Here is a 26,277-nt window from a genome sequence, read left to right as displayed (position 1 = left end):
TCACGTCCGGCCCGGCGCTGCCCCGGGGCCATGGCGATGCCAACCACAGATCGGGGCAGCGATTCCACAGTTGAACCATCGAGGAGACAAACGATGAAGTTGCACCACACCGCACTGGCGCTGGCTGCCGCGTGCGCGATCGCCAGCCAGGGTGCCTGGGCCGACGAGGCCGCCGCCAAGAAGTGGATCGACACCGAGTTCCAGCCCTCCACGCTGAGCAAGACCCAGCAGATGGCCGAGATGAAGTGGTTCATCGACGCGGCCGCCAAGCTCAAGGCCAAGGGCGTCAACGAGATCTCGGTGGTCTCGGAGACGCTGACGACCCACGAGTACGAGTCCAAGGTGCTGGCCAAGGCCTTCGAGGAGATCACCGGCATCAAGGTCAAGCACGACATCATCCAGGAGGGTGACGTCGTCGAGAAGCTGCAGACCTCCATGCAGTCGGGCAAGTCCATCTACGACGGCTGGATCAGCGACTCCGACCTGATCGGCACCCACTACCGCTACGGCCAGATCATGAGCCTGACCGACTACATGGCCGGTGCGGGCAAGGAGTTCACCAACCCGGGCATCGACCTGAAGGACTTCATCGGCACCAGCTTCACCACCGCGCCGGACGGCAAGCTCTACCAACTGCCCGACCAGCAGTTCGCCAACCTGTACTGGTTCCGCGCCGACCTGTTCGCCCGCAAGGACCTGCAGGACAAGTTCAAGGCCAAGTACGGTTATGCGCTGGGCGTGCCGCTGAACTGGAGCGCCTACGAGGACATCGCCGACTTCTTCACCAACGACGTGAAGACCATCGACGGCAAGCCCATCTACGGGCACATGGATTACGGCAAGAAGGACCCCTCGCTGGGCTGGCGCTTCACCGACGCCTGGCTGTCCATGGCCGGTTCGGCCGACAAGGGCATTCCCAACGGCATGCCGGTGGACGAATGGGGCATCCGCGTGGCCGACGACAAGTGCACCCCGGTGGGCGCCTCGGTCGAGCGTGGCGGTGCCACCAACTCGCCGGCGGCGGTCTATGCGCTGACCAAGTACATCGACTGGCTGAAGAAGTACGCGCCCAAGGAAGCCACCGGCATGACCTTCGGCGAGGCCGGCCCGGTGCCCGCCCAGGGCCAGATCGCCCAGCAGATCTTCTGGTACACCGCCTTCACCGCGGACATGACCAAGAAGGGCCTGCCGGTGGTCAACGCCGACGGCACACCCAAGTGGCGCATGGCCCCCGGCCCCAACGGCCCGTACTGGAAGCCCGGCATGCAGAACGGCTACCAGGACGTGGGCAGCTGGACCTTCTTCAAGAACGGCGACCCCAACCGCACCGCCGCGGCCTGGCTGTACGCCCAGTTCGTGACGGCCAAGACCACCTCGCTGAAGAAGTCCATCCAGGGCCTGACCTTCATCCGCGACTCGGACATCCGCAGCGACTACTTCACCAAGAACGCCAACAAGTACGGTGGCCTGATCGAGTTCTACCGCAGCCCGGCCCGGGTGGCCTGGACGCCCACCGGCACCAACGTGCCCGACTACCCCAAGCTGGCCCAGCTGTGGTGGAAGAACGTGGCCCAGGCCGTCACGGGCGAGAAGACCCCGCAGGCCGCGATGGACAACCTGGCCAAGGAGATGGACGACGTGATGGCCCGGCTGCAGCGCGCCGGCATGACCCACTGCGCGCCCAAGCTCAACAAGAAGGAGAGCGCCGACAAGTGGCTGTCGGACCAGCACGCCCCGTGGAAGAAGCTGGCCAACGAGAAGCCCAAGGGCGAGACCATCGCCTATGACACCCTGCTGAACGCCTGGAAGGCCGGCAAGGTGCGCTGAACCCGCGGCCCGCGCCGTCGCGAGGGAGGTGACCGAAAGGTCACCTCTTTTCTTTTCGGGGCTTCACCTTTGGGACACATCGCCGATATGAAGCGATATGCCCCGTCTCGTCACCCCTCCCCCGCCCCTCGCTTCTCGCCGCGGGGGACGCCGACCGTTCCGTTGGACCACCCTGGCCGCGCTGGCGGCCCTGGCCGGCGCCGCCCAGGCCCAGACCGCGACCGCCCCCCCTGACTTGACCCAGGTGCCGCTGGAGCAGCTGCTCGACACCGAGGTGGTGGGCGCAGCCCGCTTCGCCCGCCAGATCACCGATGCGGCCTCGGCCGTCTCGGTGCTGACCGCCCAGGACATCCAGGCCCTGGGCCTGCGCACCCTGGGCGAGGTGCTGGACCAGATGCGCGGCCTGCACCTGACCACCGACCTGGACTATGTCTATCTAGGCGCCCGGGGCATCGGCGGGCCCGGCGCCTATGCCGGCCGCGTGCTGATGCTGGTGGATGGCATTGCCGCGGTGGACAACCTGTTCGACCAGGTCTTCCTGGGCCAGGACGGGCTGCTGGACCCGGCCCTGATCGAGCGCATCGAGTACGCCCCCGGCGCGGGCTCGGCCATGTACGGCAACAACGCCTTCCTGGGCGTGATCAACATCGTCACCCGGCGCGGCCGCGACCTGGACGGGGTGGAGGCGGCCGTGGCGGCGGGCAGCAACCAGGACCGGCAGGCCCGGCTGAGCGCCGGACGCCGGCTGGCCGACAACCGCGAATGGCTGGCCTCGGTGACGATGCGGCGCAACGACAGCGTGCCCACCAGCGAGGTGGGCCACCTGCCGATTCCGGGGCAGGCCGACGCGCTGAGCTACTTCTTCAAGGGCCAGTGGGAAGACTTCGACCTGCAGGCCCTGGGCAGCCGCCGCAGCGTGCAGCGCCACTACCCCTGGGACCCGGCCGACGACCGCCACACCGACGGTGGCGACGTGCTGGCCCTGGGCCACCAGCATGCCTGGGACAACGGCTGGCAGACGCTGCTGCGCGCCCAGTGGGGGGCCCAGAAGTACGACTACACGCTGGACTGGCCGGGGGCGGGTGACTACGAGGGCCGCATCCGCTCCAACGGACGCTGGTGGAGCCTGGAGGGCCAGGCCGGCTATGCGGGCTGGACCGACCACCGCCTGGCCCTGGGCTTGCGCCTGCGGGCCGACCCCGTGCTGCGCTACCGGGAACAGGACAACCAGGGCCTGTTCGCGCAGGACGGCATGCGGCGCAAGAGCGTCAGCGTGTCGGCCGAGGACGAATGGCGTCTGGCGCCGGACTGGCGGCTGACCCTGGGCCTGCGCGGCGACCGCCGCAGCCATGTGGACTGGACCGCCAGCCCCCATGCCGCGCTGGTCTGGTGGGCCACGCCGGACTGGCAGATCAAGGCCTCGGTCGGACGGGCCACCCGGTTCGCCTCGGCCGCCGAAGAGGGCTTCGGCACCGCCCCGCAGACCCACGGCGAGCGGGCCCTGCACCGCGAGCTGTCCACCGAGTACCGGCACGATGATCTGCGCCTGCTGGCCAGCGTCTACCGCTCCAGCGTGCGCCAGCTGATCTGGCCGGACCCGCAGATCGACCGGCTCAGCAGCCATGGCCTGGAGCTGGAGGGCGAATGGCAGTGGCAAGGCCTGCGGCTGCGGGCCAGCCAGGTGGTGCAGCACAGCAGCAACAACCTGGGCGAGGGCCTGCGCTACGCCCCTCGCCACATCGGCAAGCTGCAGCTGAGCGTGCCGCTGGGCAGCGAACGCTGGCGCCTGAGCAGCGCGGTGCGGCACACCGGGGCCTACCTGGGTGCGGCCGGCACCCGCGTGCCCACCAGCACCCGCATCGACCTGACCCTGCTGGGCCTGAAGGCTGTGGCCGGGCTGGACCTGACCGTGGGCTGGCGCAATGCGGGCAACAGCCCCGAGCACACCCTGGACGGCTACTACAGCACCCCGCCCGACCCGGCCCGCCGGGCCCGCTACGCCTGGGTGGGACTGCAGGGAAGCTTCCGATGAGACGCGCCCTGCTGACACTGCTGACCCTGCTGCCGCTGCTGGGGGTCGGCCCGCAGGCCCATGCCCAGGTGGACGAGCGGGCCATGAAGGCCGCCTACCTCTACAACTTCATCCAGTTCGCCCAGTGGCCGGTGGCGCCGGACGAGCCCTTCCGCCTGTGCGTGCTGGGCCAGACCCCGCTGGACGCCCAGCTGGACAAGCTGGCCGGCAAGACGGTGCTCAACGGTCTGCACATCGCCGTGGCGCATGTGGCGCCCCAGGACGCACTGGGCAGGTGCCATGCCCTGTACCTGGACGACAGCCAGCGCCGCTGGCTGCCGGAACTGCTGCCCCGGCTGGAGCAGGCGCCCATCCTGACCATCACCGATGGCGACGGCCTGGCCGAGAAGGGCATGATGATCGAGATCCAGAAGCGGGACCTGAAACTGGGCTTCGAGGTCAACCTGGCCATGGCACGCAAGGTGCGTATCGACTTCAGTCCGCGGATGCTGAAAATGGCCACCTTCGTCTCCGGCGCCCGCTGACCTGCCCTGCCCCCCCTCATGTCCGTCACCGCCCCGCCCATCCACCGCCTGATCACCCGCTTCGGCCTGGTGCTCACGGCGGCGCTGCTGGCCGGCGTGGTGGCGGTGATGCTGGTGCACGAGATGCTCAGCCGCCGCGCCCACCTGGAGGCCAGCCTGGCCAGCCTGGCTGCGGTCATCGCCACCAACAGCGAGGCGGCGGTGATGTTCAACAGCAATGACGAGGCCCGGGACATCCTGGGCTCGCTGCGCGGCTCGCCCGAGGTGGCGCGGGCCTGGCTGTTCCAGCCCGACGGCAGCCTGCTGGCCAGCTACCAGCGCTCGACCGAAGCCGGCGAGCCCACACCAGGCTGCCAGCAGCCCCGGCCGGACGGCCAGGGCTGGCAGCTGCGCTGGTGCAGCGTGGTGCGCTACCAGCCGGTGGTGCGCCACCACACCGCCGTGGGCACGCTGGCCATGGAGGCCACCCTGCAACCCATGTACTGGGCCCTGCTGCGGGCGGTGGGCTTCAGCCTGCTGGTGGCCGGCGCGGCCTTCGCCATCTCGGTGCCGCTGTGGCGGCGGGTGGCAGCCCGGGTGGCCGACCCGTTGGCCGCCCTGGTGGACGCCGCCCTGCAGGTGGGCCGCCAGCATGATTTTTCGCTGCGCTCCGAGGCCGGCGGCAGCGCCGAGGTGCTGGCCCTGCGCAACGCCTTCAACCAGATGATGCAGCAGCTGCAGCAGCGCGATGTGCGCCTGCACCACGAGCTGGGGCAGCGCCGCCTGGCCGAAGCCCGGCTGAACGACCTGGCCTATTCCGACCCGGTGACCGGCCTGAACAACCGGCACTACTTCATGGAGCAGCTGGATCTGGCCCTGGCCCGCAGCGAGGGTGGGCTGGTCTACATCGACCTGGACGGCTTCAAGCGCGTCAACGACAGCCTGGGCCACGACCAGGGCGACGCCCTGCTGTGCCAGGTGGGGCAGCGCCTGCGCGCACGGCTGCGTCAGACGGACGTGGTCTGCCGCCTGGGCGGCGACGAGTTCGCGGTCATCCTGGAGAACAGCGGATCGGCCGAGGCCCTGGGCGGCATCGCGCGCCAGTTGGTGGACGAGCTCTCACAGCCCTATCTGCTGCAGGACCGGACGGTGAACCATGTGTCGGCCAGCATCGGCGTGTGCAGCTTTGCCGATGCCGCCCACGACCGCGAAACCCTGCTGCGCTGCGCCGATCAGGCCATGTACCAGGCCAAGGAGGCGGGCAAGCGCACCTGGCGGCGCTATGTGCCGCCGCCCACCGCGACACGGCGCGACGTGTCGGGCCCCGCGCCCGTGGATTCGACCTTCGGCTGAAGGCGAGCGCTCACTGCGCGTGCCAGAGCGCCGCGAAGAAGTGGCAGGTGCTGCCGCCCAGCACGAACAGGTGCCAGACGAAGTGGGCGTAGCGCACCCGGTTGTCGAACATGAAGACGACCGCCCCCAGGGTGTAGCTGAGCCCGCCGATCACCAGCCAGAGCAGGCCGGACACCGCCATCTGCGCCACCATGGGCTTGAGCGCGAACAGCGCCAGCCAGCCCATGGCCACATACAGGCCGGTGGACCACCAGGGGTGGCGCAGACGGTCCAGCAGCTTGACGGTGACCCCGGCCACCGCCAACGCCCAGATCACCCCCAGCAGCCACCAGCCCCCATGCTCGCGCAGGGCCCCCAGGGCGAAGGGCGTGTAGCTGCCGGCGATGAAGAGGTAGATGGCGGCGTGGTCGGCCCGGTTCATCCACAGCTTGGCGCGGCCCTGGGGCAAGGCGTGGTAGACCGCCGACACCAGGTAAAGCAGCATCATCGTGCCGGAAAACACGCTGACCGCGACGATGTTGAGCGTGCCCCCGCCCTGGCGCTGCGCCTGCCAAAGCAGGACGGGCAGCGAGGCCACGGCCAGCAGAAAGCCCAGGCCATGGCTGATCGCGTTGGCGATCTCCTCCCCCAGGGTCTGGGGGCGGTCGGCGGTGAGGGACCGGGTGCTCATGTGCTCATTGTGCACCGCAGCGAAAGCCTGCGGCGTCCCTCGGACACGGGAGTCCCTGGGGCTCGCCCCACCTTCAAACCGGGGAGACGCATGCGGCAGGCCCGCCCGGTGGGGTCCTCAGGGCTTGTGCCCGACGGCGAAGTAGATGCAGCCCATCCAGGTGCTGTGCATCTGCAGGTCCGGCAGCCAGCGGGCCAGGTGCTCCCAGGGCTGGTGCAACCGGTCGAGCGTGGTCATCGAGTACAGCGCCGCGCTGAGCACCCAGGCATTGGCGGCCCAGGCCCAGGCCGGCGCCCATTCCAGCCCGCAGGACACCACCGTGGCGCCGGGGCGCAGGTGGTCCATCACGGCGGCCAGGGCCTCGGGCTGCTGCAGCAGGTCGTGGGCGAACAGGAACAGGGCGGCGTCGGCTTGCAGATCGACCGGCCAGTCGGCATGCAGCGCATCCGCCTGGCAGACCTGCACCTGGGCCCCGCCGGTGTCGGCGCAGCGCTGGCGGGCCTGGGCGGCCATTTCGGGACAGGGCTCCAGCCCCCAGACGCGGCCCGTGGGCCCGACCTGCTCGGCCAGCAGAGGCAGGCTCAGGCCGGTGCCGCAACCCAGGTCCAGCACCTGCTGCCCCGGTTGCAGGCCCAGCAGGGCCAAGGCCTCGCGCCGCAGGGGCTCGAAGGGTGCCAGCTCGGCATCGTAGAAGGCGGCGCGCTGGCGGTAGAGCGCCTGGGCGCGTGCCAGATCCGGCGCGTGGGCCGGAGGCGGGGACGAGGTGACAGGGCGCATGGCAGATCCTCCCGAAGCCACAGCTTCGGGCCGATCCGCCCGCCCTGTCCAGTGGGCGGGCTGATCCTCGTCAACCCTTGGGGGTATGCCGAGGGAAAGCCCCGGGCTTACTTGGCCGTCGGCATCACGAACTCGGCACCCTTGGCGATGCTGTTGGACCAGCGCTGCATGATGCTCTTCTGCTTGGTGTAGAAGCGCACGCCCTCTTCACCGTAGGCGTGCATGTCGCCGAACAGGCTCTTCTTCCAGCCACCGAAGCCGTGCCAGGCCATGGGCACCGGGATGGGCACATTGATGCCCACCATGCCCACCTGCACCCGACGGCCGAACTCGCGCGCCACCTGGCCGTCGCTGGTGAAGCAGGCCACGCCGTTGCCGTACTCGTGGGCGTTGACCAGGTCCAGCGCCTCGGCGAAGTCCTTCACCCGCACGCAGGCCAGCACCGGGCCGAAGATCTCTTCCTTGTAGATGCGCATGGCCGGGGTCACGTGGTCGAACAGCGTGCCGCCGGTCCAGAAGCCCTTTTCATGACCGGCCACCGTGGTGCCGCGGCCATCCACCACCAGGGTGGCGCCTTCGGCCACGCCGGCGGCGATGTAGCCCTCGATGCGGTCACGCGCCTCGCGGGTGACGATCGGGCCCATCTCGGCGTCGAGCTCCATGCCGTTCTTGATCTTCAGCGTCTTGGCGCGCTCGGCCAGCATCGGGACGATCTTGTCGGCCACGTCGCCCACCAGCACCGCCACCGAAATGGCCATGCAGCGCTCGCCGGCCGAGCCGTAGGCCGCACCGATCAGCGCGTCCACCGCCTGCTCCAGGTTGGCGTCGGGCATCACCACCATGTGGTTCTTGGCGCCGCCCAGGGCCTGCACGCGCTTGCCGTGGTGGGCCCCGGTCTCGTAGATGTACTGGGCGATCGGGGTGGAGCCGACGAAGCTCACCGCCTTCACGTCCGGGTGGGCCAGCAGGGTGTCCACCGCCAGCTTGTCACCCTGCACCACGTTGAAGACGCCGTCGGGCAGGCCGGCCTGCTTGAGCAGCTCGGCGATGAACAGGCTGGGCGACGGATCGCGCTCGCTGGGCTTCAGGACGAAGGTGTTGCCGGTGGCCAGGGCCATCGGGAACATCCACATCGGCACCATGCAGGGGAAGTTGAACGGCGTGATGCCGGCCACCACGCCCAGGGGCTGGCGCAGGGTCCAGTTGTCGATGCCGGTGGAGACCTGGTCGGTGAAGTCGGTCTTGAGCAGCTGCGGTGCGCCGCAGGCGAACTCGACGATCTCGATGCCGCGGGTCACCTCGCCCTGGGCGTCGGTGAAGACCTTGCCGTGTTCGGCGGTGATCATGGCCGCCAGCGTGTCGCGGTGCTGGTTCAGCAGGGCCAGGAAGTTGTTGAGCACGCGGGCGCGGCGGATCGGCGGGGTGTCGGCCCAGGCCGGGAAGGCGGCGGCGGCAGCGGCCACGGCGGCGTTCACGTCCTCGGCGCTGGCCAGCTGCACCTGGCAGCTCACCGCCCCGGTGGCGGGGTTGTAGACGGCCTGGCTACGGCCGCTGCTGGCAGGCACCGGCTTGCCGCCGATGAAGTGGCCGATGTCGGTGCTGCGGGTGAAGGCTTCAGGGGCGCCCATGGCGGTCTCCGGTGTGTTCTGAGAGGCCCCCAGTCTAGGCAGCGACCGGCCTGGCGCCAATGCCCAGATTCTGGAATCATTGTTCACTGAAATGAACAATGAGCCCCTGCGCACCGACGCCTCCCGCCCCCTGGGCAGCCTGTGGGCGCATGTCCATGCCCTGACCGTGCTGGGCGAGGCCGGCAGCTACACCGCCGCGGCCCGTCGCCTGGGCCTGAGCAAGGCGGCCATGAGCCTGCGCATCAGCGAACTGGAGGCCGCCGCCGGTGTGCCCCTGGTGCGCCGCACCACCCGCAGCGTGCGCCTGACCGAGGCCGGCCGCCAGCTGGCCGACAGCACCCGCCCGGCCTTTGCCAGCATTGCCGAGGCCTTTGCCGGCGTGCACGACCTGGCCGGCCAGCCGCGCGGCCTGTTGCGCCTGACCGCCCCGGTCGCCCTGGCCCGGCAACAGCTCTTTCCCCGCCTGCCGGCCTTTCTGCAGGCCTATCCCGAAGTGCGCCTGGAACTCGACCTGTCGGACCGGCTGGTGGCCCTGGCCTCCGAGGGCTTCGATCTGGCGCTGCGCCACACCGACGACCCGCCGGAAACCCATGTGGCCTGGGCCCTGTGCCCGACCGAGACCCTGCTGGTGGCCAGCCCCGGCTACCTGGCCGCCCAGGGCGCCCCCGCCCACCCGGCCGACCTGGCCCGGCACCGCTGCCTGTTCTACCCCCGGGCGGACGAGGCCCCGGGCTGGAGCTTCGAGCCCGACGCGGGTGGGGAGCGGGTGACGGTGGGCATCGGCGGGCCGCTGGCGGCCAACAACAGCGAGGCCCTGCGCGAGGCCGCTCTGGCCGGCCTGGGCATCGCCCTGCTGCCGGACTTCAGCATCCAGGCCGCCTTGCGTTCGGGCGCGCTGACCCCGGTGCTGCCCGGCTGGCGGCCGGTGGGGGTGTTCGGTCGCCACCTGTGGGCCATCCGGCCGCGCACCGCCCAGGTGCCGCGCACGGTGCAGCTGCTGGTGGAATTCCTGCGCCAGGCCTTCCGGGACGGCTTCCGCCCCTGAGGGATCCGACCAAAAAAAACGACCCACCCCTTGCGGGGCAGGTCGCTCAAGTCCTCCAAGAGGACGTCGTTGGGACCGGAGGAAGCGCAGCTGCGCTTCGATGAGCATCACTGTAAGGAAATTCCGCTTTGTCGGTATCCCTCTGAAGAGGGACACCCTGCGCGGCGTGACAATGTCACGATGGCAGCTTCAATCCCCACCACCCCGTTGTCCGACGCCGACATGGACGCGCTGGAATCCGCCCTGGATGCCCTGCCCGCCCCGCTGGAGCCGTTGGACCTGTCGATGCTGGACGGCTTTCTGGCCGGCGTGCTGCTGCAGCCCACGCCCGTGCCCGAGGCCGAGTGGCTGCGCCACGTCTTCGACGCCGATGGCCGGCCGCTGCCCAAGGGCGTGGACCCGGCCCCCATCGCCAGTCTGGCCCGGCGCCGCCACGCCGAACTGAACCGCGCCATCCACGGCCGCCAGTGGTTCGACCCCTGGGTCTTCGAGCTGGAAGACGAGGACGGCGACGAGATGGACCCCTTGGCCACGGTGATGCCCTGGGCCGCCGGTTTCGCGTTGGCGATGGAGTTCTTCCCGCAGCTGATGCAGCAGGACCCGCAGCAGGTGATGGAGCCGCTGGCGGCCATCTACCGCGCCTTCGACCCGGACGATCTGGAAGACGCCGACGAGCTGCTGGCCGCCATCGAGGAGCTGGAGCCCCCGGCCGATCTGGAGGAGGCCGTGGAGGCCCTGGTCAGCAGCACGCTGCTGCTGGCCGATGTGACGCGCCCGCAGTCGGGTCAGACCCGGCCCGGCGGCGCCCGGCGGCCGGGCGCGCGCCCCGGCGGTGCCAAGGCCCCGGGCCGGCCCACGCCCCGTGGCCCGGGCAGCGGCCCCCGCAAGCCGGGCCCCAAGCACTGAACCCCCGCCACGGAGGCGCCGACGTTCAGGCGAAGACCCGCTGGGCGTGCAGGCCCAGGCCCTGGGCCACGGAAGCCAGCCGGTCGCCGCGCACCGTGCGCGCCCGGGCGTAGGGCGCGGCGATGCGCTGGGCCAGCGGCGCCAGGCCGGTGGAGCCGCCGGTCAGGTAGACCGCCTCGATGCGCTCGGGCGTGACGCCGGCCAGCCGCACCGTCTCCAGCCCGGTCTGCACGATGCGCTCCAGGTCGGTCTCGATCGCGTCCAGCGCCTGGGTCTCACCCAGCTGCGCCTGCAGCCCGCGCTCCAGGTTGTCCAGCGCGATGGTGGCATCGCGTCCCTCGGCCACCGCGATCTTGGCGGCCTCGGCCTGCGCCAGCAGGCCGTGGCCCAGGCGCTCCTCCGCGATGGTCATCAGCCGGCGGTGCAGGCCCGGGTCGGCATAGAAGGCCTTCATGCCCCGCAGTTCCATCACCCGCGGCAGGCTGTAGACGGTGTTGATCAGGTGCCAGGTGGCCAGGTCGAAATAGACCTTGCTGGGCACCTCGCGCTCGGCCGGCTTGGGGCCGCGGGCGCGGTAGCCGGCCAGCGGCAGGATGGCGCTCAGCTCCACATGGCGATCGAAGTCGGTGCCGGCCACGTGCACACCGTGGCTGGCCAGGATGTCGTCCGCGCGGTCGATGCGGGCGCGCCGCTGCGGCCCCACCCGTACGACCGAGAAGTCCGAGGTGCCGCCGCCGATGTCGGCCACCAGCACCAGCTGCTCATGGTCCACCGTGGCCTCGTAGTCCAGCGCCGCGGCGATGGGTTCGAACTGGAAGGCCACCTCCTGGAAGCCGACCTGGCGCGCCGCGGCTTCCAGCGCGGCCTGGGCCTGGGCGTCGCGCGCCGGGTCGTCGTCCACGAAGAACACCGGCCGGCCCAGCACCGCACGCGGGATGGCGTGGCCGGCCTCGCGCTCGGCCAGGGTCTTGAGGTGGCGCAGGTAGCCGGCGATGACCTCCAGAAAGGTCACCGCATGGCCTTCGCCCAGGTCGGTGCTCTGCTCGATCAGCGAGGAGCCCAGCACGCTCTTCATCGAGCGCATCAGTCGGCCCTCGACACCGTCCACATAGGCACGCAGCGCGGCGCGGCCGTACAGGCGCTCGGGCGCCTGGTCGGGGGCCAGGTCTTCCAGCGCGTAGAAGACGGCGGTGGGCATGGTGCGCTGGCCGGGCTCGACCTCGACCAGGCGCACCTGACCCGGGGCCACCGGCAGGGCGATGGCCGAGTTGGAGGTGCCGAAGTCGATGGCGCAGAAGCCGGCGGTGGCGCCGGCGGGGGGCGAAGCGGTCGTCATGGCGGCGCGGAAACGAAAAAGGGCGGCGATTGTGGCACGCAGGTGCCACGCTCACCGCCCTGGACAGGCGCAGGGGTACGGGGGGCGCTCAGGCCGCCACGGCCACCCGGGGCTTGCCGGCCGGCAGGGCCTCGCCGCAGAAGCCGAACTGCAGCGCCGGGCGCTTGCCGCTGATCAGCTCGGCCATGGCCTTGCCGGAGCCGGCGCCATGGGTCCAGCCCAGGGTGCCGTGACCGGCGTTGAGCCACAGGTTGCTGATCTTGCTGCGGCCGATGTAGGGGATGTTGTTGGGCGTGCTGGGGCGCAGGCCGGTCCAGAAGTTGGGCTCGCTGGTGTCGGCCACGCCGGGGAAGAGCTGCTCGTAGCGACGCACCAGGGCGGCGCAGCGGGCCTTGGCGGTGGGCGTGTCCAGGCGGGTGTCCAGGCCGGCCATCTCGGCGGTGCCGGCCACGCGGATGTGGTCGCCCAGGCGCGAGATGGCGACCTTGGCGCCATCGTCCAGCAGGCTGACCATGCTGGCCGCCTCGGGCTTCTTCAGGCGCATGGTGGCCGAATAGCCCTTGGCCGGGTAGATGTCCAGGTCGATGCCCAGCGGACGCAGCAGGGCCGGGGTGTAGGAGGCCATGGCCACCACCACCTGGTCGCCGGTGACGGTGCGCGACAGGCCGGTGCTGTGGTCCACCAGCTTGACGCCCGAGACCTCGCGGCCGCGCAGGTCGAAGCCCTGCACCTCGTGCTGCCACAGGAACTTGACGCCGCGCTCGGCGCAGCGCTGGGCCAGCTGCTGGGTGAAGACCTTGGCGTCGCCGGACTCGTCGCTGGGCGTGTAGGTGCCGCCGAAGATCTGCTGGGTCGAATGGGCCAGGGCCGGCTCGACCTTCAGCACCTCGTCACGGCTCAGGATGCGGCGGTCCACACCGTAGTCGCGCATCAGCTCGGCCGCCTGGGCACCGGCCTCGAAGTCCTTCTGCGAGGAGAAGAAGTGCAGGATGCCCTTCTCCAGGCGGTTGTAGTCGATGGTCGTGCTGGCCAGGATTTCCTTGAGCGCGGCATGGCTGTACATGCCCAGGGCCACCAGCTGCTGCACGTTGCGGGCGAAAGCCGCGTCGGTGCACTGGGTCAGGAACTTCAGGCCCCAGCGCCACTGGTACGGGTCCAGGTGGGGGCGGAACAGCAGCGGCGCATCGTCCTTGAGCAGCCACTTGGCCACCTTGAAGGGCGCGCTGGCATTGGCCCAGGGCTCGCAGAAGCAGACCGAGATCTGCGCGCCGTTGGCGTAGGTGGTCTCCAGGCCGGCGTCCGGCTGGCGGTCCACCACGGTGACTTCATGGCCTTCCTGGGACAGGAACCAGGCGGTGGCCGTGCCGATGATGCCGGCGCCGAGAACGATGACCTTCATGCCGCAACCTCGCGAGAGAAAATGGGACCAGACACCTGATCGATGTCAATGGGCGCATTCTGCGCAGAGGTCTGGCGGCAATGAAGATGCTTTAATGAATTTCAGAGACGATCAGTGTCTCTAATGTCTCAAGCGGCGCGGGAAGGACCTCAGCGCACGAGCAGGACCGGCACCTCGCAGCCGGCCATGACCTTGGTGGCCACCGAACCCAGCACCAGGTTGCCCAGGGTGCCGTGGCCGTGCGAGCCCATGATCAGCAGGTCGTAGCCGCCCTTCTTGGCCTGGGCCGTGATCTGGTCGGCCGCCGGCCCCACCTTGGCCAGGAACTCGGCCGGGATCTTCTGGCGGTTGAAGAAGGTGCGGATGGGCTTGAAGACCTTCTCGGCCTCGTCCTCGTAGTGGGATTTCAGCATGGCCTTGTCCAGCACCGCGGCGGCGCGCGGCGGCACGGCGGGCACCACGGTGATGACGGTGTACTGGTGCTGACTGCCCAGCCACTCGTCGTGCGCGGCCAGATAGGCCAGCATGCGCTTGGTGTAGGGGCTGCCATCGACGGGCACGAGGATCTTCATCGTCATCTCCTGTGGGGTTTGGGTTCAAGTGTGTCAGCCTGTCCCGGGCTTCTCTTGCCCGGGATCAAGCCAGTGGCTCAGACCTCGATCAGGCGGTGAGGTTCAAAGCCATCGGCCTCGCCCTTCTTGGCCAGGCCGCGGGCCTGGCAGACGACCCGGGCGGGGGCACGTCCTGGCCGCTCGACACGGTAGTCGTGACGACAGTGCAGGTGCCCGTGCAGCCACAGGTCGGCGCGGGGAATCAGATCGTCATCGGCATTGCAGAAGCTGGCCGTGCCCGGTTGCTGGCCGTAACGCGGGTCCGCGCTGCGCAGGCTGGGGGCAAAGTGAGTGATCACCACGGTGACATCCCAGGCGTCCTGGGCGGGCGGCATCAGCGCCGTCTCCAGCCAGGCCCGGTCGGCCAGGCCGGCGGCGCGCACCGCCTCGGGGTCGAAGACCGCCCCGGCGCGGGTGCTCTGCTGCACCCGGGTGAAGTAGCCGGCCGCGCGCATCGCGCGCTCGCGCTGGGCAGGGCCGAAGAGGTCGAAGTCGCTCCAGCGCACCGTGCCCAGGAAACGCACCCGTCGGCCGTCGGCGCCGGTGCGCACCGTCTGGTCGTGCTCCAGCAGGGTGATGCCCAGTTCGGCGCAGCGCGCGCGCAGGCCCGCCAGGGCCTCGTCCACATCGCGGCGGTCGAACTCGTGGTTGCCGGGCACGAAGATCACCGGCACCGGCCAATCGGCAAAGCGGGTCAGGCCTTCCCAAGTGGCGTCGATGTCGCCGGCCAGCACCAGCAGCTCGGCGCCGGGGGCCGGCGTCGGGTCGAAGGTCTCGGTCTCGAGGTGCAGGTCGGACAGGAGCTGGAGTCGCATGGGCGGCAAGTGTCGCCCATGCGGGCCGGGCTCGCGGGCTCCCGGGCTGACCTCAGCGGGCCAGCGCGGCTTCGAGCTTCTGCTTGGTGGCGCTCAGCTCGGCTGGCAGGTGGTAGGCCAGCTTGTCGAACAGTTCCTGGTGCAGGGCCAGTTCGTCCTTCCAGGCCGCCGGGTCGGCGTCGATGATGCTGTCGAACTGGGCCTTGGAGAAGTCCAGGCCGGTCCAGTCCAGGTCCTCGTAGCGCGGGCTGATGCCGAAGAAGTGGCCTTCGCCCTGGGCCTGGCCCTCGATGCGGCCGATCATCCACTTCAGCACGCGGGCGTTGTCGCCATAGCCCGGCCAGACGAACTTGCCGTCGGCGCCCTTGCGGAACCAGTTGACGCAGAAGATCTTGGGCAGCTGGGCGCCATCGCCCTCCAGCTTGTGCTCGATGTCGAGCCAGTGCTGGAAGTAGTCGCTCATGTTGTAGCCGCAGAAGGGCAGCATGGCGAAGGGGTCGCGGCGCACCACGCCCTGGGCGCCGAAGGCGGCGGCGGTGGTCTCCGAGCCCATGGTGGCGGCCATGTACACGCCCTCGGTCCAGGTGCGGGCCTGGGTCACCAGCGGCACCGTCGTGCTGCGGCGGCCGCCGAAGATGAAGGCATCGATGGCCACGCCCTTGGCGTCGTCCCAGGCCGGGTCCAGCGCCGGGTTGTTGGTGGCCGCCACGGTGAAGCGGGCGTTCGGGTGGGCGGCCTTGGCGCCGGTCTCCTTGGCGATCTGCGGCGTCCAGTCCTTGCCCTGCCAGTCGATGGCGTGGGCCGGCGGCTCGCCGTCCATGCCTTCCCACCAGACGTCGCCATCGTCGGTCAGCGCCACGTTGGTGAAGATCACGTCCTTCTTCAGCGAATCCATGCAGTTCGGGTTCGTCTTGAAGTTGGTGCCCGGGGCCACGCCGAAGTAGCCGGCCTCCGGATTGATGGCGTAGAGGCGACCATCCTTGCCGGGCTTGATCCAGGCGATGTCGTCACCGATGGTGGTGACGGTCCAGCCGCCCAGGGCCGCCGGCGGGATCAGCATGGCGAAGTTGGTCTTGCCGCAGGCACTGGGGAAGGCGGCCGCGACGTGGTACTTCTTGCCCTCGGGGTTGGTCACGCCCAGGATCAGCATGTGCTCGGCCAGCCAGCCCTGGGTGCGGCCCATGGTGGAGGCGATGCGCAGCGCGAAGCACTTCTTGCCCAGCAGAGCGTTGCCGCCGTAGCCCGAGCCGTAGGACCAGATCTCCTGGGTCTCGGGGTAGTGGACGATGTACTTGGTGGTCGGGTTGCAGGGCCAGACGGTGCTGTCCTTGGCACCCTCGGCCAGCGGCGCGCCCACGGTGTGCACGCAGGGCACGAAGTCGCCGTCGGTGCCCAGCAGGTCGATCACGGCCTTGCCCATGCGGGTCATCAGCTTCATGTTCACGGCCACATAGGCCGAGTCGGACAGCTCCACGCCGATGTGGGCGATGGGCGAGCCCAGCGGGCCCATGCTGAACGGGATCACGTACAGGGTGCGGCCGGCCATGCAGCCCTTGAACAGGGCCTGCTCACCGGTCTGCAGCAGCGTGCGCATCTCGGCCGGGGCCATCCAGTTGTTCGTGGGGCCGGCGTCTTCCTTCTTCTGGCTGCAGATGAAGGTGCGGTCCTCGACCCGCGCCACGTCGGACGGATCGGTCACGGCCAGGTAGCAGCCCGGGCGCTTGACCGGGTCGAGTTTCTTGAAGGTTCCAGCGTCCACCAGTTGCTGGCACAGGCGGTCGTACTCCTCCTGGCTGCCGTCGCACCAGTACACGTCCTTGGCCTGGGTCAGGGCCGCGATCTCGCGGACCCAGGCCAGCAGGCGTGCATTCTTGACGTAGGCCGGGGCGTTCAACGACACGCCAGGGGCGGCAGGATGGTTCATGGGAAGCGCTCCTCAAGAGGGAAAAGGCGGAATGGGGCCAGCACCTGCCGGCCGGGACCGGCCTGCAGCGAGGAGGTCGACCGAGGTGCTCGCCCCATCCCGTGGCGGGGGGCGGACATGCGGGCCTGGACCGGGCACCGCACCCGGTCGGATGTGACCGGACGGCCCCGCCCCGGCTGCACGAGGGGTAGCTTTTCAGTGTAATTCGGTGGTAACCGGCCTGTCCCTGGGGAAGTCATGCAAAAGACGCATGAACGGATGTGCATGTCGACTGAACGGCACGGGTTCTCCCGAATCAGTGCAAATGAGACATAATCTCATTCACGTTCCACCCGGATCTGGTTTGCGCCATGTTGTTGTCCCAACTGCCCACGGGCGCCCGCGCCCTGGTTGACCGCCTGGAGGCGGCCAGCCCCGTGATCGATGACGGCACGCTGCTGCGGCTGGCGGAGCTGGGCTTTCTGCCGGGCGAGCCGGTGCAGATCGTGCAACGCGGCCCGGGCGGGCGCGAGCCCCTGGCGGTGATGGTGGGCGACACCCTGTTCGCCCTGCGCCTGGTGGAGGCCGGCTGCGTGGCGGTGACGCCCGCGGCGGCCTGAGGGAGACGACCATGAGCGACACCGTGGCCGCCACCCTGGGTGAACTGAAGCAGCGCGCACCCAGCGTCGCGCTGGTGGGCAACCCGAACTGCGGCAAGACCGCCCTGTTCAACCTGCTGACCGGCGCGCGCCAGAAGGTGGCCAACTACGCCGGCGTGACGGTGGAGCGCAAGATGGGGCAGGTGCGCCTGCCCGACGGCCGCACCGTCTCGGTGATCGACCTGCCCGGCACCTACAGCCTGCGCCCGGCCACGCTGGACGAGCAGGTGACGCTGGAGGTGATCGAAGGCCGGCGCGCGGGCGAGGACGTGCCCGACCTGATCGTGGCCGTGGTGGATGCCACCAACCTGCGCATGAACCTGCGCCTGGTGCTGGAGCTGCGCGCCCTGGGCCGCCCGATGGTGCTGGCCCTGAACATGGCCGATGTGGCCCGCGACCGCGGCCTGGCCATCGACACCGCCGCGCTGGCCGAGGAACTGGGCTGCCCGGTGGTGGAGACGGTGGGGGTGCGCAACGACGGCCACGCCCAGCTGCTGGCCCAGCTGGGCCCCAGCCTGACGGCCGCCGCCGGCCAGCACGTGCCGGCCTGCATCAACGTCAGCGAAGAGACCTCGCTGGACAACGTGCTGGCCCTGCAGCAGCAGGTGCGCCGCATCCTGGCGCGGGTGCAGCCGCCGGTGGTGGCCGGCAAGCCCCGGCTGGATGCCCAGCTCGACCGCTGGGTGATGCACCCGGTGGTGGGCCCGCTGCTGCTGGCGGTGCTGCTGTTCATCGTCTTCCAGGCCGTGTTCTCCTGGGCCAGCGTGCCCACCGACCTGATCGACAGCGGCATGAAGGCCCTGGGCGCCTGGGTCAGCGAGCACATGGCCGCGGGCCCGCTGCGCAGCCTGATCGTCGATGGCGCCATCGCCGGGGCCGGCAGCGTGCTGGTCTTCCTGCCGCAGATCCTGATCCTGTTCGCCTTCATCCTGGTGCTGGAGGACTCCGGCTACCTGCCGCGCGCGGCCTTCCTGCTCGACACCCTGATGGGCAAGGTGGGCCTGTCGGGCCGCGCCTTCATCCCGCTGCTGTCCTCCTTCGCCTGCGCGGTGCCCGGCATCATGGCCACCCGCACCATCAGCAACTGGAAGGACCGGCTGACGACCATCATGATCGCGCCGATGATGACCTGCTCGGCCCGCCTGCCGGTCTACGCACTGCTGATCGCCGCCTTCGTGCCCGACACCACGATGGGGCCCTTCAACCTGCGCGGGCTGACCCTGTTCGCGCTCTACCTGGCCGGCGTGCTGGGTTCGGTGCTGGTGGCCTGGCTGTTCAAGCGCCTGTGGCACAAGAGCCGCTACCAGCCGCTGATGCTGGAGCTGCCGCCCTACCGCCTGCCCAGCCTGCGCAACCTGGGCCTGGGCCTGTGGGAGCGCGCCCGCATCTTCGTGCGCCGGGTGGGCACCATCATCTTCGCGCTGACCGTGGTGCTGTGGTTCCTGGCCACCTACCCGGCGGCACCGGCGGGCGCCCCCGGCGCGGCCATCCAGTACAGCTTCGCCGGCCACCTGGGCCGCCTGCTGGAGATCGTCTTCGCGCCCATCGGCTTCAACTGGCAGATCGCCATCGCCCTGGTGCCGGGCATGGCCGCCCGCGAGGTGGTGGTGGGCGCCCTGGGCACGGTGTACGCCCTCTCGGCCGCCGACGACGCGGTGGCCGACGCCCTGGCCCCGGTGATCGCGCACAGCTGGTCCCTGGCCACCGCGCTGTCGCTGCTGGCCTGGTTCGTCTTCGCCCCGCAATGCATCTCCACGCTGGCCACGGTCAAGCGGGAGACCAACTCCTGGCGCTACCCCGCCGCCATGGCGATCTACCTGTTCGCCCTGGCCTACCTGGCCGCCTTCGTCACCTACCGCGTGACGCTGGCGCTGACCGCCTGAAGCAAGGAGACTCACCATGCTGCAACACTTGGTCGTGGCCCTGATCGTCCTGGGCGCCAGCCTGTACGCCGGCTGGACCCTGCTGCCCGCCGCGCTGCGCCGCCCGCTGGCCCGCAAGCTGCTGCCCCTGGCCCCCAACGCCGCCTGGCTGCGCAAGGCCGCCGGCAGCGCGGGCGGCGGCTGCGGCGGCGGTGATGGCTGCTGCGGCTGCAGCAGCAGCGATCCGGCCCAGCCCAAGCCGGTGACGCTGCACCGCGCACCTCGCCACTGATTCCTCCGGCCGCCTCAGGCTTCCTGCCGCGTCAAGCCGGGCCATCCCGGCTGTCACCGCGGCGCCTCGCTGCCCCTGCAGACTGGGGTTTTCCGTGATGGCGCGCGGTCCCGCCGGCACGCGACCATCGCGCCGCACGACCGTTCGTTCGTGTAACAAGACAACGCGAGGAGGAGAGGCACCGTGAAGCAGGCACGCATGGGGATGTGGGCGTTCGCCGCCCTGGCCGCGATGGCCCTGGCAGGGACCGCCCTGGCCACCAACTATTCGCTCTGGGTCAATGGCCGCGGCGGCGGCGGGGTGGCCGGCAACTACGCCGACTTCACCTACTGGGGCCCGTCCTCCACCGCCGCGGGCGTCAACAAGAAGGCCGTCAACTGGGACGGCTACAACCACATCTCGGACCAGAACTACCTGGTGCGCAACGCGCTGGACTGCTACTGCACGGGCAGCAACTGGTGCTACATCGCCGCTCACAGCGCCGGTGACCTGATGATCGGCTACACGCTGGCGATGTACGGCGGCAGCAGCCGCACCATCACCAACGCCACCCCCAACAGCTCGGGTGTGTGCAGCGCCAGCGGCGCCGGCACGCAGACCGGCTGGAACATCAAGTGGGTGGACATCGCCGCCGGTGCGGCCGGCGGCAGCGAGCTGGCCGACCTGGGCGACTGGGCCCTGTCCGAGCCGCTGGTGTCGGACCTGAAGACCACCACCGCCCGGGCCATGTACGACCACAGCAACACCCGCGCCAAGTGGTTCTACATGTACGCCGGCGCTTCGGGCACCCTGTACTCGGCAGTGCTGCCCGGGCAGGACGACGAGGCGGTGGCCTACCACTCGTCGGGCGGCGTGTCCGGCAGCAGCGGCGCGGCCTTCTGCAACCCCAGCGACTGGTTCTGCAACGACCTGACCCTGGGCACCGCGGCCAACGAGGGCGGACGGGCCAAGTGGGGCTACCACTCGGTCAAGTTCCGCGACGACAACGAGGCCTACAACCATTACACCAACGGCAACTGGGCCGGGGTGGTGTCGCTGGTGCGCAGCGACATGGTCAACAACGCGCGCTGAGCGCCCGCAGGCCAGGCGATGCGCGCACGCGGCTGGATGGCCCTGGCGGCCGGTCTGGGGCTGGCGGTGCTGGGCTGGTGGTCGGCCGGGGCCGCCTCGGCGCCGGCCGATGCCCCGGCCTCCGGGGCAGCCGCGGCGGCCTCGGCCCCCGCATCCGCGGCCGTCCCCCTGCGCGCGCCCTACAGCGCAGCCGGGCTGAAGCAGCGTGACCGCCGTCTGGCCCTGGCCCAGGACCGGCTGGAACGCGCGCAGGAGACCCTGGCCAGCTACCGCCAGGCGACGGTCTATCCGCCGGAGTCGCGCCCCTTGCGCGAGCACCCCGACCAGCTGCGCCCCTTCGCCCCCATCGAGCAGAGCCTGCCGCTGCGCCGCCCTGGCCAGGACCCGGCCGCTGGCGTGCGCATCGTGACCACCCAGGAGAAGGTCTTTGCCAGCGGGCAGGAAACCGTGCGGCTGACCGTGGCCGCGGTGGACGACAAGGGCCAGCGCCTGCCGCTGACCATCACCCGCGCCGTGGCCTTCGACCTGCCCGACCCGCGCCAGGCCGCCGGCCGCCCGCAGGTGGCCATCGACTTCAACGACGCCGGCCTGGGCGCCGACCTGCTGGCCGGCGACGGCACCTACAGCGGGCTGCTGGCCCCGGCCCTGCAGGGCTTTGCCGATTACGCCGGCACGGTGCGGGTGCAGCTGGAGCTCAACCAGGACGGCCGCACGGGCCTGGTGTCCTTCGATGTGGTCTATCAGCCCCTGGTGCCCGCCGAATGGGGCGGCATCCGCGAAGCGGTGGTGAACGGCTCGCTGGTTTTCGACCTGCAGGCCCAGGTGCACCAGGCCGGGCGCTACGTGGTCAACGCCCGGGTGGTGGACGCCCGCGGCCAGCCCCTGGCCCTGCTGACCTTCAACGACGAGGTCGGCACCGGCAGCCAGCGTTTTCGCCTGACCCTGTTCGGCCGGCTGATCCGCGACGCCCAGCCGACCTTCCCGCTGGCGCTGCAGGACGTGGAGGGCTTTCTGCTGCTGCCCGACCAGTTCCCCGACCGGGCCATGCTGCCGCGCCGGGCCGGCGTGGTGCACACCTCGCAGCGCTACGGGCTGGACCGCTTCTCGGACGCCGAGTGGCAGAGCGAAGAGCGCAGCCGCTACCTGACCGAGTACCAGAAGGACGTGGACCGGGCCAGCCAGGACCTGGCCGGGCTGGGCGGCAACGGCCCCTGACACCCCGGCCGCCGCGCGGCCAGGCGCGCACCCGCACAATGCGGGCCATGAGAGTCCTGAGCGTGAACGTGGGCACCGCGCGGCCGGTGCAGATCGGCGGGCGCACCGTCATGACGGCCATCGCCAAGCAGCCGCAATCCGGGCCGGTGGCCATCGGGCCGATGGGCCTGGCCGGCGACGAGCAGGCCGACCCCACGGTGCACGGCGGCCTGTCCAAGGCCGTCTACGCCTACCCCAGCGAGCACCTGGCCTTCTGGCGCACGGTGCGGGCCCAGGCCCGCGTGGCCGGCTGGGACGCCGAGGTGCCGCCCGGCCTGGTGGGCGAGAACCTGACGCTCCAGGGCCTGACCGAGCGCCAGCTGTGGATCGGCGACCGGCTGCACCTGCCCGAACGGGATGGCCAGCGCGCCGTGCTGGTGGTCAGCGAACCGCGCCAGCCCTGCTTCAAGTTCAACGCGGCCATGGGCTTTGCCCAGGCCGCCAAGATGATGGCCCAGTCGGGCTTCTGCGGCAGCTACCTGGCGGTGCTGCAGCCGGGCTGGGTGCAGGCCGGCGACGCCATCGAGCTGGAACCCGGCCCGCGCGAGCTGGCCCTGACCGAGCTGTTCCGGGCCAAGATGCACCGCAACAAGGTGGACTGACGGTGGGTTGAGGACGCGACCGGCGGCCGCGCCCCCACCGTCCGGACTCAGCCCAGGGTCGGGTAGTCGGTGTAGCCCTCGGGGCCGCTGCCGCCGTAGAGCTTGGCCGGGTCCACCGGGTTGAGCGGCGCGTTCTCGCGCAGGCGGCGCGTCAGGTCCGGGTTGGAGATGGCCGGCTTGCCGAAGGCCACCAGGTCGGCCGCACCGCTGTCCACCGCGGCAATGGCCATGGCGCGGTCGTAGCCGTTGTTGACCATCCAGGCCACGCCGTCGAAGGCCGCCCGCAGCGCGGCGAAGTCGAAGGTGATGCCCTGGTCGGACAGGTCGCGCGGGCCGCCGGTGGCGCCTTCGACCACGTGCACATAGGCCAGCTTCATCGGCGCCAGCACGCCGGCCACCGCGGCGAACAGGGCCTGGGCGTTGCTGTCCTGGCCGATGTCGTTGGCCGGGGTGATGGGCGACAGGCGAATGCCGGTGCGCCCGGCACCGATCTCGGCCACGATGGCCTGGGCCACCTCGCGCAGGAAGCGCACCCGGTTCTCGATGGAGCCGCCGTAGGCGTCGCTGCGGTCGTTGCAGCTGTCGCGCAGGAACTGCTCGATCAGGTAGCCGTTGGCGGCGTGGATCTCGACGCCGTCGAAACCGGCCTCGATGGCGCAGCGCGCGGCGTGGCGGTAGTCCTGCACCGTGGCGGCGATCTCCTCCACCGTCAGCGCGCGCGGCGCCGAGGTGGGCGCGAAGCCGCCGGCGATGTAGGTCTTGCTGTTGGCCGCCTTGCTGGTGGAGGACACCGGTGCGGCGCCACCCGGCAGCAGCGAGCTGTGCGAGATGCGGCCCACGTGCCAGAGCTGCACCACGATCTTGCCGCCCTCGGCATGCACCGCGTCGGTCACCTTCTTCCACGCGGCCACCTGCTCGGGGGTGTAGATCCCCGGGGTGTCGAGGTAGCCGTGGGCCATCGGGCTGATGGGCGTGGCCTCGGTGATGATCAGGCCCATGCCGGTGGACGGCTTGGCGCGTTGACGGTAGTACTCGACCATCAGGTCGTTGGGCACCTGGTTCGTGGCCCGGTTGCGGGTGAGCGGCGCCATGACGACGCGGTTGTCCAGCGCGATGGCGCCGGCCTGGAAGGGGGTGAAGAGCTTGTCCATGGCGCGAAGCGTACCGAGCCCGGTACAGTGCGGGATTGATCTGTCCTGAAAGACCCCCCGAATGCTGGCCTATCGTCACGGCTTCCATGCAGGCAACCATGCGGATGTGCTAAAGCATCTGGTGCTCACGCGCGTGCTGCGTTACCTGGGCGAGAAGGACAAGCCTTTCCGCTACATCGACACCCACGCCGGCGCCGGGGGCTATCTGCTCAAGGGCGCCCAGGCCCAGAAGACCACCGAATACCGCGAGGGCATCGGCCGGCTGTGGAGCCGTGCCGACCTGCCGCCGCTGACCGCCGACTACGTGCGCCTGGTGCAGGAGTTCAACCTGCAGCCCGACGAGAACGGCCAGGCCCCGGTGCTGGAAAAGGGCATGACCCCGCCGTTGGCGCTCTACCCCGGCTCGCCCTCCATCGCCCGCCAGCTCATGCGCCCGGGCGACTCGATGCGCCTCTTTGAGCTGCACCCGGCCGATGCCCGCACCCTGGCCACCCATTTCGGCGGCAAGAACGTGCAGGTGATCAACGAGGACGGCTTTGCCGGTCTCAAGGGCCAGGTGCCGCCCACGCCGCGCCGCGCCCTGGTGCTGATCGACCCCTCCTACGAGCTGGTGCAGGACTACGGCAAGGTGGTGGCCAGCGTGCGCGACGCCGTGCAGCGCTTCGCCGAGGGCGTCTACATGGTCTGGTACCCGCAGGTCAGCCGGGTGGAGGCGGTGCAGCTGCCCAAGCGGCTGACGGCCCTGGCGCCCAAGGGCTGGCTGCATGTGCGCCTGACGGTGGCCCAGCCCGATGCCAAGGGCTTCGGCCTGGTGGGCAGCGGCGTGTTCATCCTGAACCCGCCCTGGACCCTGCACCAGGAACTGGCGGCCGAGCTGCCCTTCCTGGTGGACACGCTGGCCCAGTTCGACGACGCCAGCTACCTGCTGGAAGAACAGCCGGCCTGAATTCCGGCGCCGCGGCGGGCCTCAGCCCATCGCCGACCAGCGGGCCCGCAGCCGGGCCACCCAGCCATTGCCGCGTGGCGCGGTGCCGCCCTGCGGATCGACCGGCGTGGCCGCGTCCGCAGGCGCCGCCTTGGCCGGGTCCGTCGCAGCCGGCTCGTCGTCGGTCAGACAGCTCAGCAACCCCTGGCGGTCCATCTCGGCCAGGAAGTCCTCGCACTCCGCCTCACCCACGTTGCTCAACGCGGACAGGCCCGACAGGCTCAGCGAACGCGACAGCAGCAGACTGGCCAGGCGCGGCAGGTAGCGGTGACGCACCAGGCTGCCCGGCGCGGGCCAGCGGCGCAGCCGGTACAGATGGCGTCCGGCCCGCCAGGCCCCCCGGCCGCCCGGGGCGATCGGGGCGAGCGTCCCCGGCGAGCTCGCCGGCACGGTGGGCCTCGCAGGCCCCTCAGCCGGGGACACCGCCGCATCCGTGGGCCGGACGAGGGCAGGAGGCGACTCCGGTGGCCGGGGCCGATGCCAGGAGGGTGCCCCCGCCTGACGACGGCGCGCCGGCTGCCTGCGCTCCACGTCGCGCAGCAGCGCCAGCAGGGCCGCGGCCTCGAAGGGCTCGCGCAATGAACACCCCTGCCCCACGCCGGGCGCAGCCGCCTGCTCGGCGCCATCCACCCAGACCAGACGCACCGGCGGCACGACCGGCGGCATGGGCACGCCCCGGGGCAGCAGCACCACGTCGGCCTCTTCCGCAGGGCCCAGCACCCAGGTGTCGGCCGTGCCGCCCGCCAAGTGCGCCAGCGCCTGGCGCAACTGCGCCAGGGCGAGGTTGGACAGCAGGTGTCCCGCCAGCACCCGGTAGCGGGGCTGGGGGCTCGGCGAGGGCGAGAGCAAGGCGTTCATTCGGCCAGCAGGCTCCGGTGGACCAGGGCCCCCAGCACGGCGCCGCCCAACGGTGCGGCAACGAACAGCCAAAGCTGCTGCAGGGCCCAGGGCTCGGCGAACAGGGCCACGCCGAAGGAGCGGGCCGGGTTCACCGAGGTGTTGGTGACGGGGATGCTGATCAGGTGGATCAGGGTCAGCGCCAGACCGATCGCGATCGGCGCAAAGCCCGCCGGCGCGCGCTCGCTGGTGGCGCCCAGGATGACGATGAGAAAGACCGCGGTCATCAGCACCTCGGTCAGGGCCGCGGCCGCCAGGCCATAGCCGCCGGGGGAGTGCTCACCGTAGCCGTTGGAAGCAAAGCCGCCCAGCGTCACGCCGGCCTTGCCGGTGGCGATGGCATAGAGCGCCGCGCCGGCCAGGGCCGCGCCCAGCAGCTGGGCCAGCACATAGGGCAGCAGCCGGCCGGTGGGCAGGCGGCCGGCCACCCACAGGCCCAGCGACACCGCCGGGTTGAAATGCCCACCCGAGACGTGGCCCACCGCGTAGGCCATGGTCAGCACGGTCAGGCCGAAGGCCAGGGCCACGCCGGTAAAGCCGATGCCCAGGCCCGGAAAGGCCGCGGCCAGCACGGCACTGCCGCAGCCGCCCAGCACCAGCCAGAAGGTGCCCAGGCATTCAGCCGCCAGCGCTTTGGAAAGTGAATTCATCGCAGTCCCCGCTCCGAGGTGTTGAAAGAGCCGGCAGCCTAGGAAGGCG

Annotated in this window: 24 protein-coding genes; 13 read left to right on the top strand and 11 right to left on the bottom strand. The window is 70.6% G+C overall.

Annotation, left to right across the window (positions count from 1 at the left end; translation table 11 throughout):
- Nucleotides 1-93: 93 nt before the first annotated feature.
- The 4 genes from LRM40_RS01220 (at nucleotide 94) to LRM40_RS01205 (ending at nucleotide 5,715) form a co-directional block, all read left to right on the top strand.
- Nucleotides 94-1,827: an ABC transporter substrate-binding protein gene (locus LRM40_RS01220; protein WP_151125399.1), complete on the top strand. Its 1,734-nt coding sequence runs from the start codon at nucleotides 94-96 to the stop codon at nucleotides 1,825-1,827.
- Nucleotides 1,828-1,924: 97 nt separating this feature from the next.
- On the top strand, nucleotides 1,925-3,859 hold the full coding sequence (locus LRM40_RS01215) for a TonB-dependent receptor plug domain-containing protein (RefSeq protein ID WP_151125400.1): 1,935 nt from the start codon (nucleotides 1,925-1,927) through the stop codon (nucleotides 3,857-3,859).
- Entirely contained in the window at nucleotides 3,856-4,383 is a 528-nt protein-coding gene (locus LRM40_RS01210; RefSeq protein ID WP_151125401.1) for a YfiR family protein, read from the top strand. Before LRM40_RS01215 ends, LRM40_RS01210 begins: the two co-directional genes overlap by 4 nt.
- An 18-nt stretch (nucleotides 4,384-4,401) precedes the next feature.
- A complete protein-coding gene (locus LRM40_RS01205; RefSeq protein WP_151125402.1) occupies nucleotides 4,402-5,715 on the top strand; it encodes a sensor domain-containing diguanylate cyclase in 1,314 nt (437 codons plus the stop codon).
- Nucleotides 5,716-5,725: 10 nt separating this feature from the next.
- Here LRM40_RS01205 and trhA read toward each other — a convergent pair whose 3' ends face one another.
- The 3 genes from trhA to LRM40_RS01190 all read right to left on the bottom strand — a co-directional run bounded on the left by trhA (nucleotide 5,726) and on the right by LRM40_RS01190 (nucleotide 8,790).
- A complete protein-coding gene (gene trhA, locus LRM40_RS01200) occupies nucleotides 5,726-6,385 on the bottom strand; it encodes a PAQR family membrane homeostasis protein TrhA (protein ID WP_151125403.1) in 660 nt (219 codons plus the stop codon).
- Nucleotides 6,386-6,502: 117 nt separating this feature from the next.
- Nucleotides 6,503-7,162 (bottom strand): class I SAM-dependent methyltransferase, encoded by a 660-nt coding sequence (locus LRM40_RS01195; protein WP_151125404.1) that lies wholly within the window; start codon nucleotides 7,160-7,162, stop codon nucleotides 6,503-6,505.
- 107 nt (nucleotides 7,163-7,269) lie between these two features.
- Nucleotides 7,270-8,790 carry a CoA-acylating methylmalonate-semialdehyde dehydrogenase gene (locus LRM40_RS01190; protein ID WP_151125405.1) on the bottom strand — a complete coding sequence of 507 codons (1,521 nt, stop codon included), beginning with the start codon at nucleotides 8,788-8,790 and terminating at the stop codon, nucleotides 7,270-7,272.
- Between the two features lie 91 nt (nucleotides 8,791-8,881).
- On the opposite strand from LRM40_RS01190, the gene LRM40_RS01185 reads away from it, so the two are divergent.
- Both LRM40_RS01185 and LRM40_RS01180 read left to right on the top strand, forming a co-directional pair.
- Entirely contained in the window at nucleotides 8,882-9,835 is a 954-nt protein-coding gene (locus tag LRM40_RS01185; protein ID WP_151125406.1) for a LysR family transcriptional regulator, read from the top strand.
- Nucleotides 9,836-10,015: 180 nt separating this feature from the next.
- A complete protein-coding gene (locus LRM40_RS01180) occupies nucleotides 10,016-10,741 on the top strand; it encodes a YecA/YgfB family protein (RefSeq protein WP_231067656.1) in 726 nt (241 codons plus the stop codon).
- Nucleotides 10,742-10,766: 25 nt separating this feature from the next.
- Here the strand turns inward: LRM40_RS01180 and LRM40_RS01175 are convergent, their stop codons facing one another.
- The 5 genes from LRM40_RS01175 to LRM40_RS01155 all read right to left on the bottom strand — a co-directional run bounded on the left by LRM40_RS01175 (nucleotide 10,767) and on the right by LRM40_RS01155 (nucleotide 16,826).
- Nucleotides 10,767-12,077, bottom strand: coding sequence for an Hsp70 family protein (locus tag LRM40_RS01175; protein ID WP_151125717.1), 1,311 nt, complete (start codon nucleotides 12,075-12,077; stop codon nucleotides 10,767-10,769).
- An 88-nt stretch (nucleotides 12,078-12,165) separates the two neighbouring features.
- Nucleotides 12,166-13,476 carry a D-amino acid dehydrogenase gene (locus LRM40_RS01170; RefSeq protein WP_151125718.1) on the bottom strand — a complete coding sequence of 437 codons (1,311 nt, stop codon included), beginning with the start codon at nucleotides 13,474-13,476 and terminating at the stop codon, nucleotides 12,166-12,168.
- Between the two features lie 149 nt (nucleotides 13,477-13,625).
- Nucleotides 13,626-14,048 carry a universal stress protein gene (locus tag LRM40_RS01165; protein WP_151125719.1) on the bottom strand — a complete coding sequence of 141 codons (423 nt, stop codon included), beginning with the start codon at nucleotides 14,046-14,048 and terminating at the stop codon, nucleotides 13,626-13,628.
- 77 nt (nucleotides 14,049-14,125) lie between these two features.
- Complete coding sequence (locus LRM40_RS01160) at nucleotides 14,126-14,902, bottom strand: metallophosphoesterase (RefSeq protein ID WP_151125720.1); 777 nt, start codon at nucleotides 14,900-14,902, stop codon at nucleotides 14,126-14,128.
- 52 nt (nucleotides 14,903-14,954) lie between these two features.
- Entirely contained in the window at nucleotides 14,955-16,826 is a 1,872-nt protein-coding gene (locus LRM40_RS01155; RefSeq protein ID WP_151125721.1) for a phosphoenolpyruvate carboxykinase (GTP), read from the bottom strand.
- 350 nt (nucleotides 16,827-17,176) lie between these two features.
- On the opposite strand from LRM40_RS01155, the gene LRM40_RS01150 reads away from it, so the two are divergent.
- The 6 genes from LRM40_RS01150 to LRM40_RS01125 all read left to right on the top strand — a co-directional run bounded on the left by LRM40_RS01150 (nucleotide 17,177) and on the right by LRM40_RS01125 (nucleotide 22,545).
- Nucleotides 17,177-17,425, top strand: a complete 249-nt coding sequence (locus LRM40_RS01150) for a FeoA family protein (protein WP_151125722.1) — start codon at nucleotides 17,177-17,179, stop codon at nucleotides 17,423-17,425.
- Nucleotides 17,426-17,436: 11 nt separating this feature from the next.
- Entirely contained in the window at nucleotides 17,437-19,347 is a 1,911-nt protein-coding gene (gene feoB, locus LRM40_RS01145; protein ID WP_151125723.1) for a ferrous iron transporter B, read from the top strand.
- Between the two features lie 16 nt (nucleotides 19,348-19,363).
- Complete coding sequence (locus tag LRM40_RS01140; RefSeq protein WP_151125724.1) at nucleotides 19,364-19,618, top strand: hypothetical protein; 255 nt, start codon at nucleotides 19,364-19,366, stop codon at nucleotides 19,616-19,618.
- A 183-nt stretch (nucleotides 19,619-19,801) separates the two neighbouring features.
- Nucleotides 19,802-20,689, top strand: a complete 888-nt coding sequence (locus LRM40_RS01135; protein ID WP_231067655.1) for a hypothetical protein — start codon at nucleotides 19,802-19,804, stop codon at nucleotides 20,687-20,689.
- 18 nt (nucleotides 20,690-20,707) lie between these two features.
- Nucleotides 20,708-21,904 carry a hypothetical protein gene (locus LRM40_RS01130; protein ID WP_151125725.1) on the top strand — a complete coding sequence of 399 codons (1,197 nt, stop codon included), beginning with the start codon at nucleotides 20,708-20,710 and terminating at the stop codon, nucleotides 21,902-21,904.
- Between the two features lie 47 nt (nucleotides 21,905-21,951).
- Nucleotides 21,952-22,545 carry an MOSC domain-containing protein gene (locus LRM40_RS01125; protein ID WP_151125726.1) on the top strand — a complete coding sequence of 198 codons (594 nt, stop codon included), beginning with the start codon at nucleotides 21,952-21,954 and terminating at the stop codon, nucleotides 22,543-22,545.
- A gap of 47 nt (nucleotides 22,546-22,592) precedes the next feature.
- Here the strand turns inward: LRM40_RS01125 and LRM40_RS01120 are convergent, their stop codons facing one another.
- Complete coding sequence (locus LRM40_RS01120; RefSeq protein WP_151125727.1) at nucleotides 22,593-23,696, bottom strand: alkene reductase; 1,104 nt, start codon at nucleotides 23,694-23,696, stop codon at nucleotides 22,593-22,595.
- A gap of 61 nt (nucleotides 23,697-23,757) precedes the next feature.
- Here LRM40_RS01120 and LRM40_RS01115 point away from each other — a divergent pair, with 61 nt between their 5' ends.
- Nucleotides 23,758-24,642: a 23S rRNA (adenine(2030)-N(6))-methyltransferase RlmJ gene (locus LRM40_RS01115; protein WP_151125728.1), complete on the top strand. Its 885-nt coding sequence runs from the start codon at nucleotides 23,758-23,760 to the stop codon at nucleotides 24,640-24,642.
- A 21-nt stretch (nucleotides 24,643-24,663) separates the two neighbouring features.
- Here LRM40_RS01115 and LRM40_RS01110 read toward each other — a convergent pair whose 3' ends face one another.
- Nucleotides 24,664-25,539 carry a hypothetical protein gene (locus LRM40_RS01110; RefSeq protein WP_151125729.1) on the bottom strand — a complete coding sequence of 292 codons (876 nt, stop codon included), beginning with the start codon at nucleotides 25,537-25,539 and terminating at the stop codon, nucleotides 24,664-24,666.
- Nucleotides 25,536-26,228 carry an aquaporin Z gene (gene aqpZ, locus LRM40_RS01105; RefSeq protein ID WP_151125730.1) on the bottom strand — a complete coding sequence of 231 codons (693 nt, stop codon included), beginning with the start codon at nucleotides 26,226-26,228 and terminating at the stop codon, nucleotides 25,536-25,538. The genes LRM40_RS01110 and aqpZ overlap by 4 nt, the downstream gene beginning before the upstream one ends.
- Nucleotides 26,229-26,277: the final 49 nt, after the last annotated feature.

It is taken from the genome of Ideonella dechloratans (genome assembly GCF_021049305.1).
Taxonomy (GTDB): domain Bacteria; phylum Pseudomonadota; class Gammaproteobacteria; order Burkholderiales; family Burkholderiaceae_C; genus Ideonella; species Ideonella dechloratans.
Note: the sequence above shows the minus strand (reverse complement) of the source record. Positions and strands in the feature narration are given on the sequence as shown.

Coding starts and splice junctions, on each gene's coding strand:
- LRM40_RS01175 (WP_151125717.1), bottom strand. CDS start 12,077: ATGACGACCGCTTCGCCCCCCGCCGGCGCCACCGCCGGCTTCTGCGCC.
- LRM40_RS01150 (WP_151125722.1), top strand. CDS start 17,177: ATGTTGTTGTCCCAACTGCCCACGGGCGCCCGCGCCCTGGTTGACCGC.
- LRM40_RS01180 (WP_231067656.1), top strand. CDS start 10,016: ATGGCAGCTTCAATCCCCACCACCCCGTTGTCCGACGCCGACATGGAC.
- feoB (WP_151125723.1), top strand. CDS start 17,437: ATGAGCGACACCGTGGCCGCCACCCTGGGTGAACTGAAGCAGCGCGCA.
- LRM40_RS01155 (WP_151125721.1), bottom strand. CDS start 16,826: ATGAACCATCCTGCCGCCCCTGGCGTGTCGTTGAACGCCCCGGCCTAC.
- LRM40_RS01170 (WP_151125718.1), bottom strand. CDS start 13,476: ATGAAGGTCATCGTTCTCGGCGCCGGCATCATCGGCACGGCCACCGCC.
- trhA (WP_151125403.1), bottom strand. CDS start 6,385: ATGAGCACCCGGTCCCTCACCGCCGACCGCCCCCAGACCCTGGGGGAG.
- LRM40_RS01205 (WP_151125402.1), top strand. CDS start 4,402: ATGTCCGTCACCGCCCCGCCCATCCACCGCCTGATCACCCGCTTCGGC.
- LRM40_RS01195 (WP_151125404.1), bottom strand. CDS start 7,162: ATGCGCCCTGTCACCTCGTCCCCGCCTCCGGCCCACGCGCCGGATCTG.
- LRM40_RS01120 (WP_151125727.1), bottom strand. CDS start 23,696: ATGGACAAGCTCTTCACCCCCTTCCAGGCCGGCGCCATCGCGCTGGAC.
- LRM40_RS01215 (WP_151125400.1), top strand. CDS start 1,925: ATGCCCCGTCTCGTCACCCCTCCCCCGCCCCTCGCTTCTCGCCGCGGG.
- LRM40_RS01190 (WP_151125405.1), bottom strand. CDS start 8,790: ATGGGCGCCCCTGAAGCCTTCACCCGCAGCACCGACATCGGCCACTTC.
- LRM40_RS01165 (WP_151125719.1), bottom strand. CDS start 14,048: ATGAAGATCCTCGTGCCCGTCGATGGCAGCCCCTACACCAAGCGCATG.
- LRM40_RS01130 (WP_151125725.1), top strand. CDS start 20,708: ATGCGCGCACGCGGCTGGATGGCCCTGGCGGCCGGTCTGGGGCTGGCG.
- LRM40_RS01185 (WP_151125406.1), top strand. CDS start 8,882: ATGAACAATGAGCCCCTGCGCACCGACGCCTCCCGCCCCCTGGGCAGC.
- LRM40_RS01160 (WP_151125720.1), bottom strand. CDS start 14,902: ATGCGACTCCAGCTCCTGTCCGACCTGCACCTCGAGACCGAGACCTTC.
- LRM40_RS01115 (WP_151125728.1), top strand. CDS start 23,758: ATGCTGGCCTATCGTCACGGCTTCCATGCAGGCAACCATGCGGATGTG.
- LRM40_RS01220 (WP_151125399.1), top strand. CDS start 94: ATGAAGTTGCACCACACCGCACTGGCGCTGGCTGCCGCGTGCGCGATC.
- LRM40_RS01210 (WP_151125401.1), top strand. CDS start 3,856: ATGAGACGCGCCCTGCTGACACTGCTGACCCTGCTGCCGCTGCTGGGG.
- aqpZ (WP_151125730.1), bottom strand. CDS start 26,228: ATGAATTCACTTTCCAAAGCGCTGGCGGCTGAATGCCTGGGCACCTTC.
- LRM40_RS01140 (WP_151125724.1), top strand. CDS start 19,364: ATGCTGCAACACTTGGTCGTGGCCCTGATCGTCCTGGGCGCCAGCCTG.
- LRM40_RS01125 (WP_151125726.1), top strand. CDS start 21,952: ATGAGAGTCCTGAGCGTGAACGTGGGCACCGCGCGGCCGGTGCAGATC.
- LRM40_RS01110 (WP_151125729.1), bottom strand. CDS start 25,539: ATGAACGCCTTGCTCTCGCCCTCGCCGAGCCCCCAGCCCCGCTACCGG.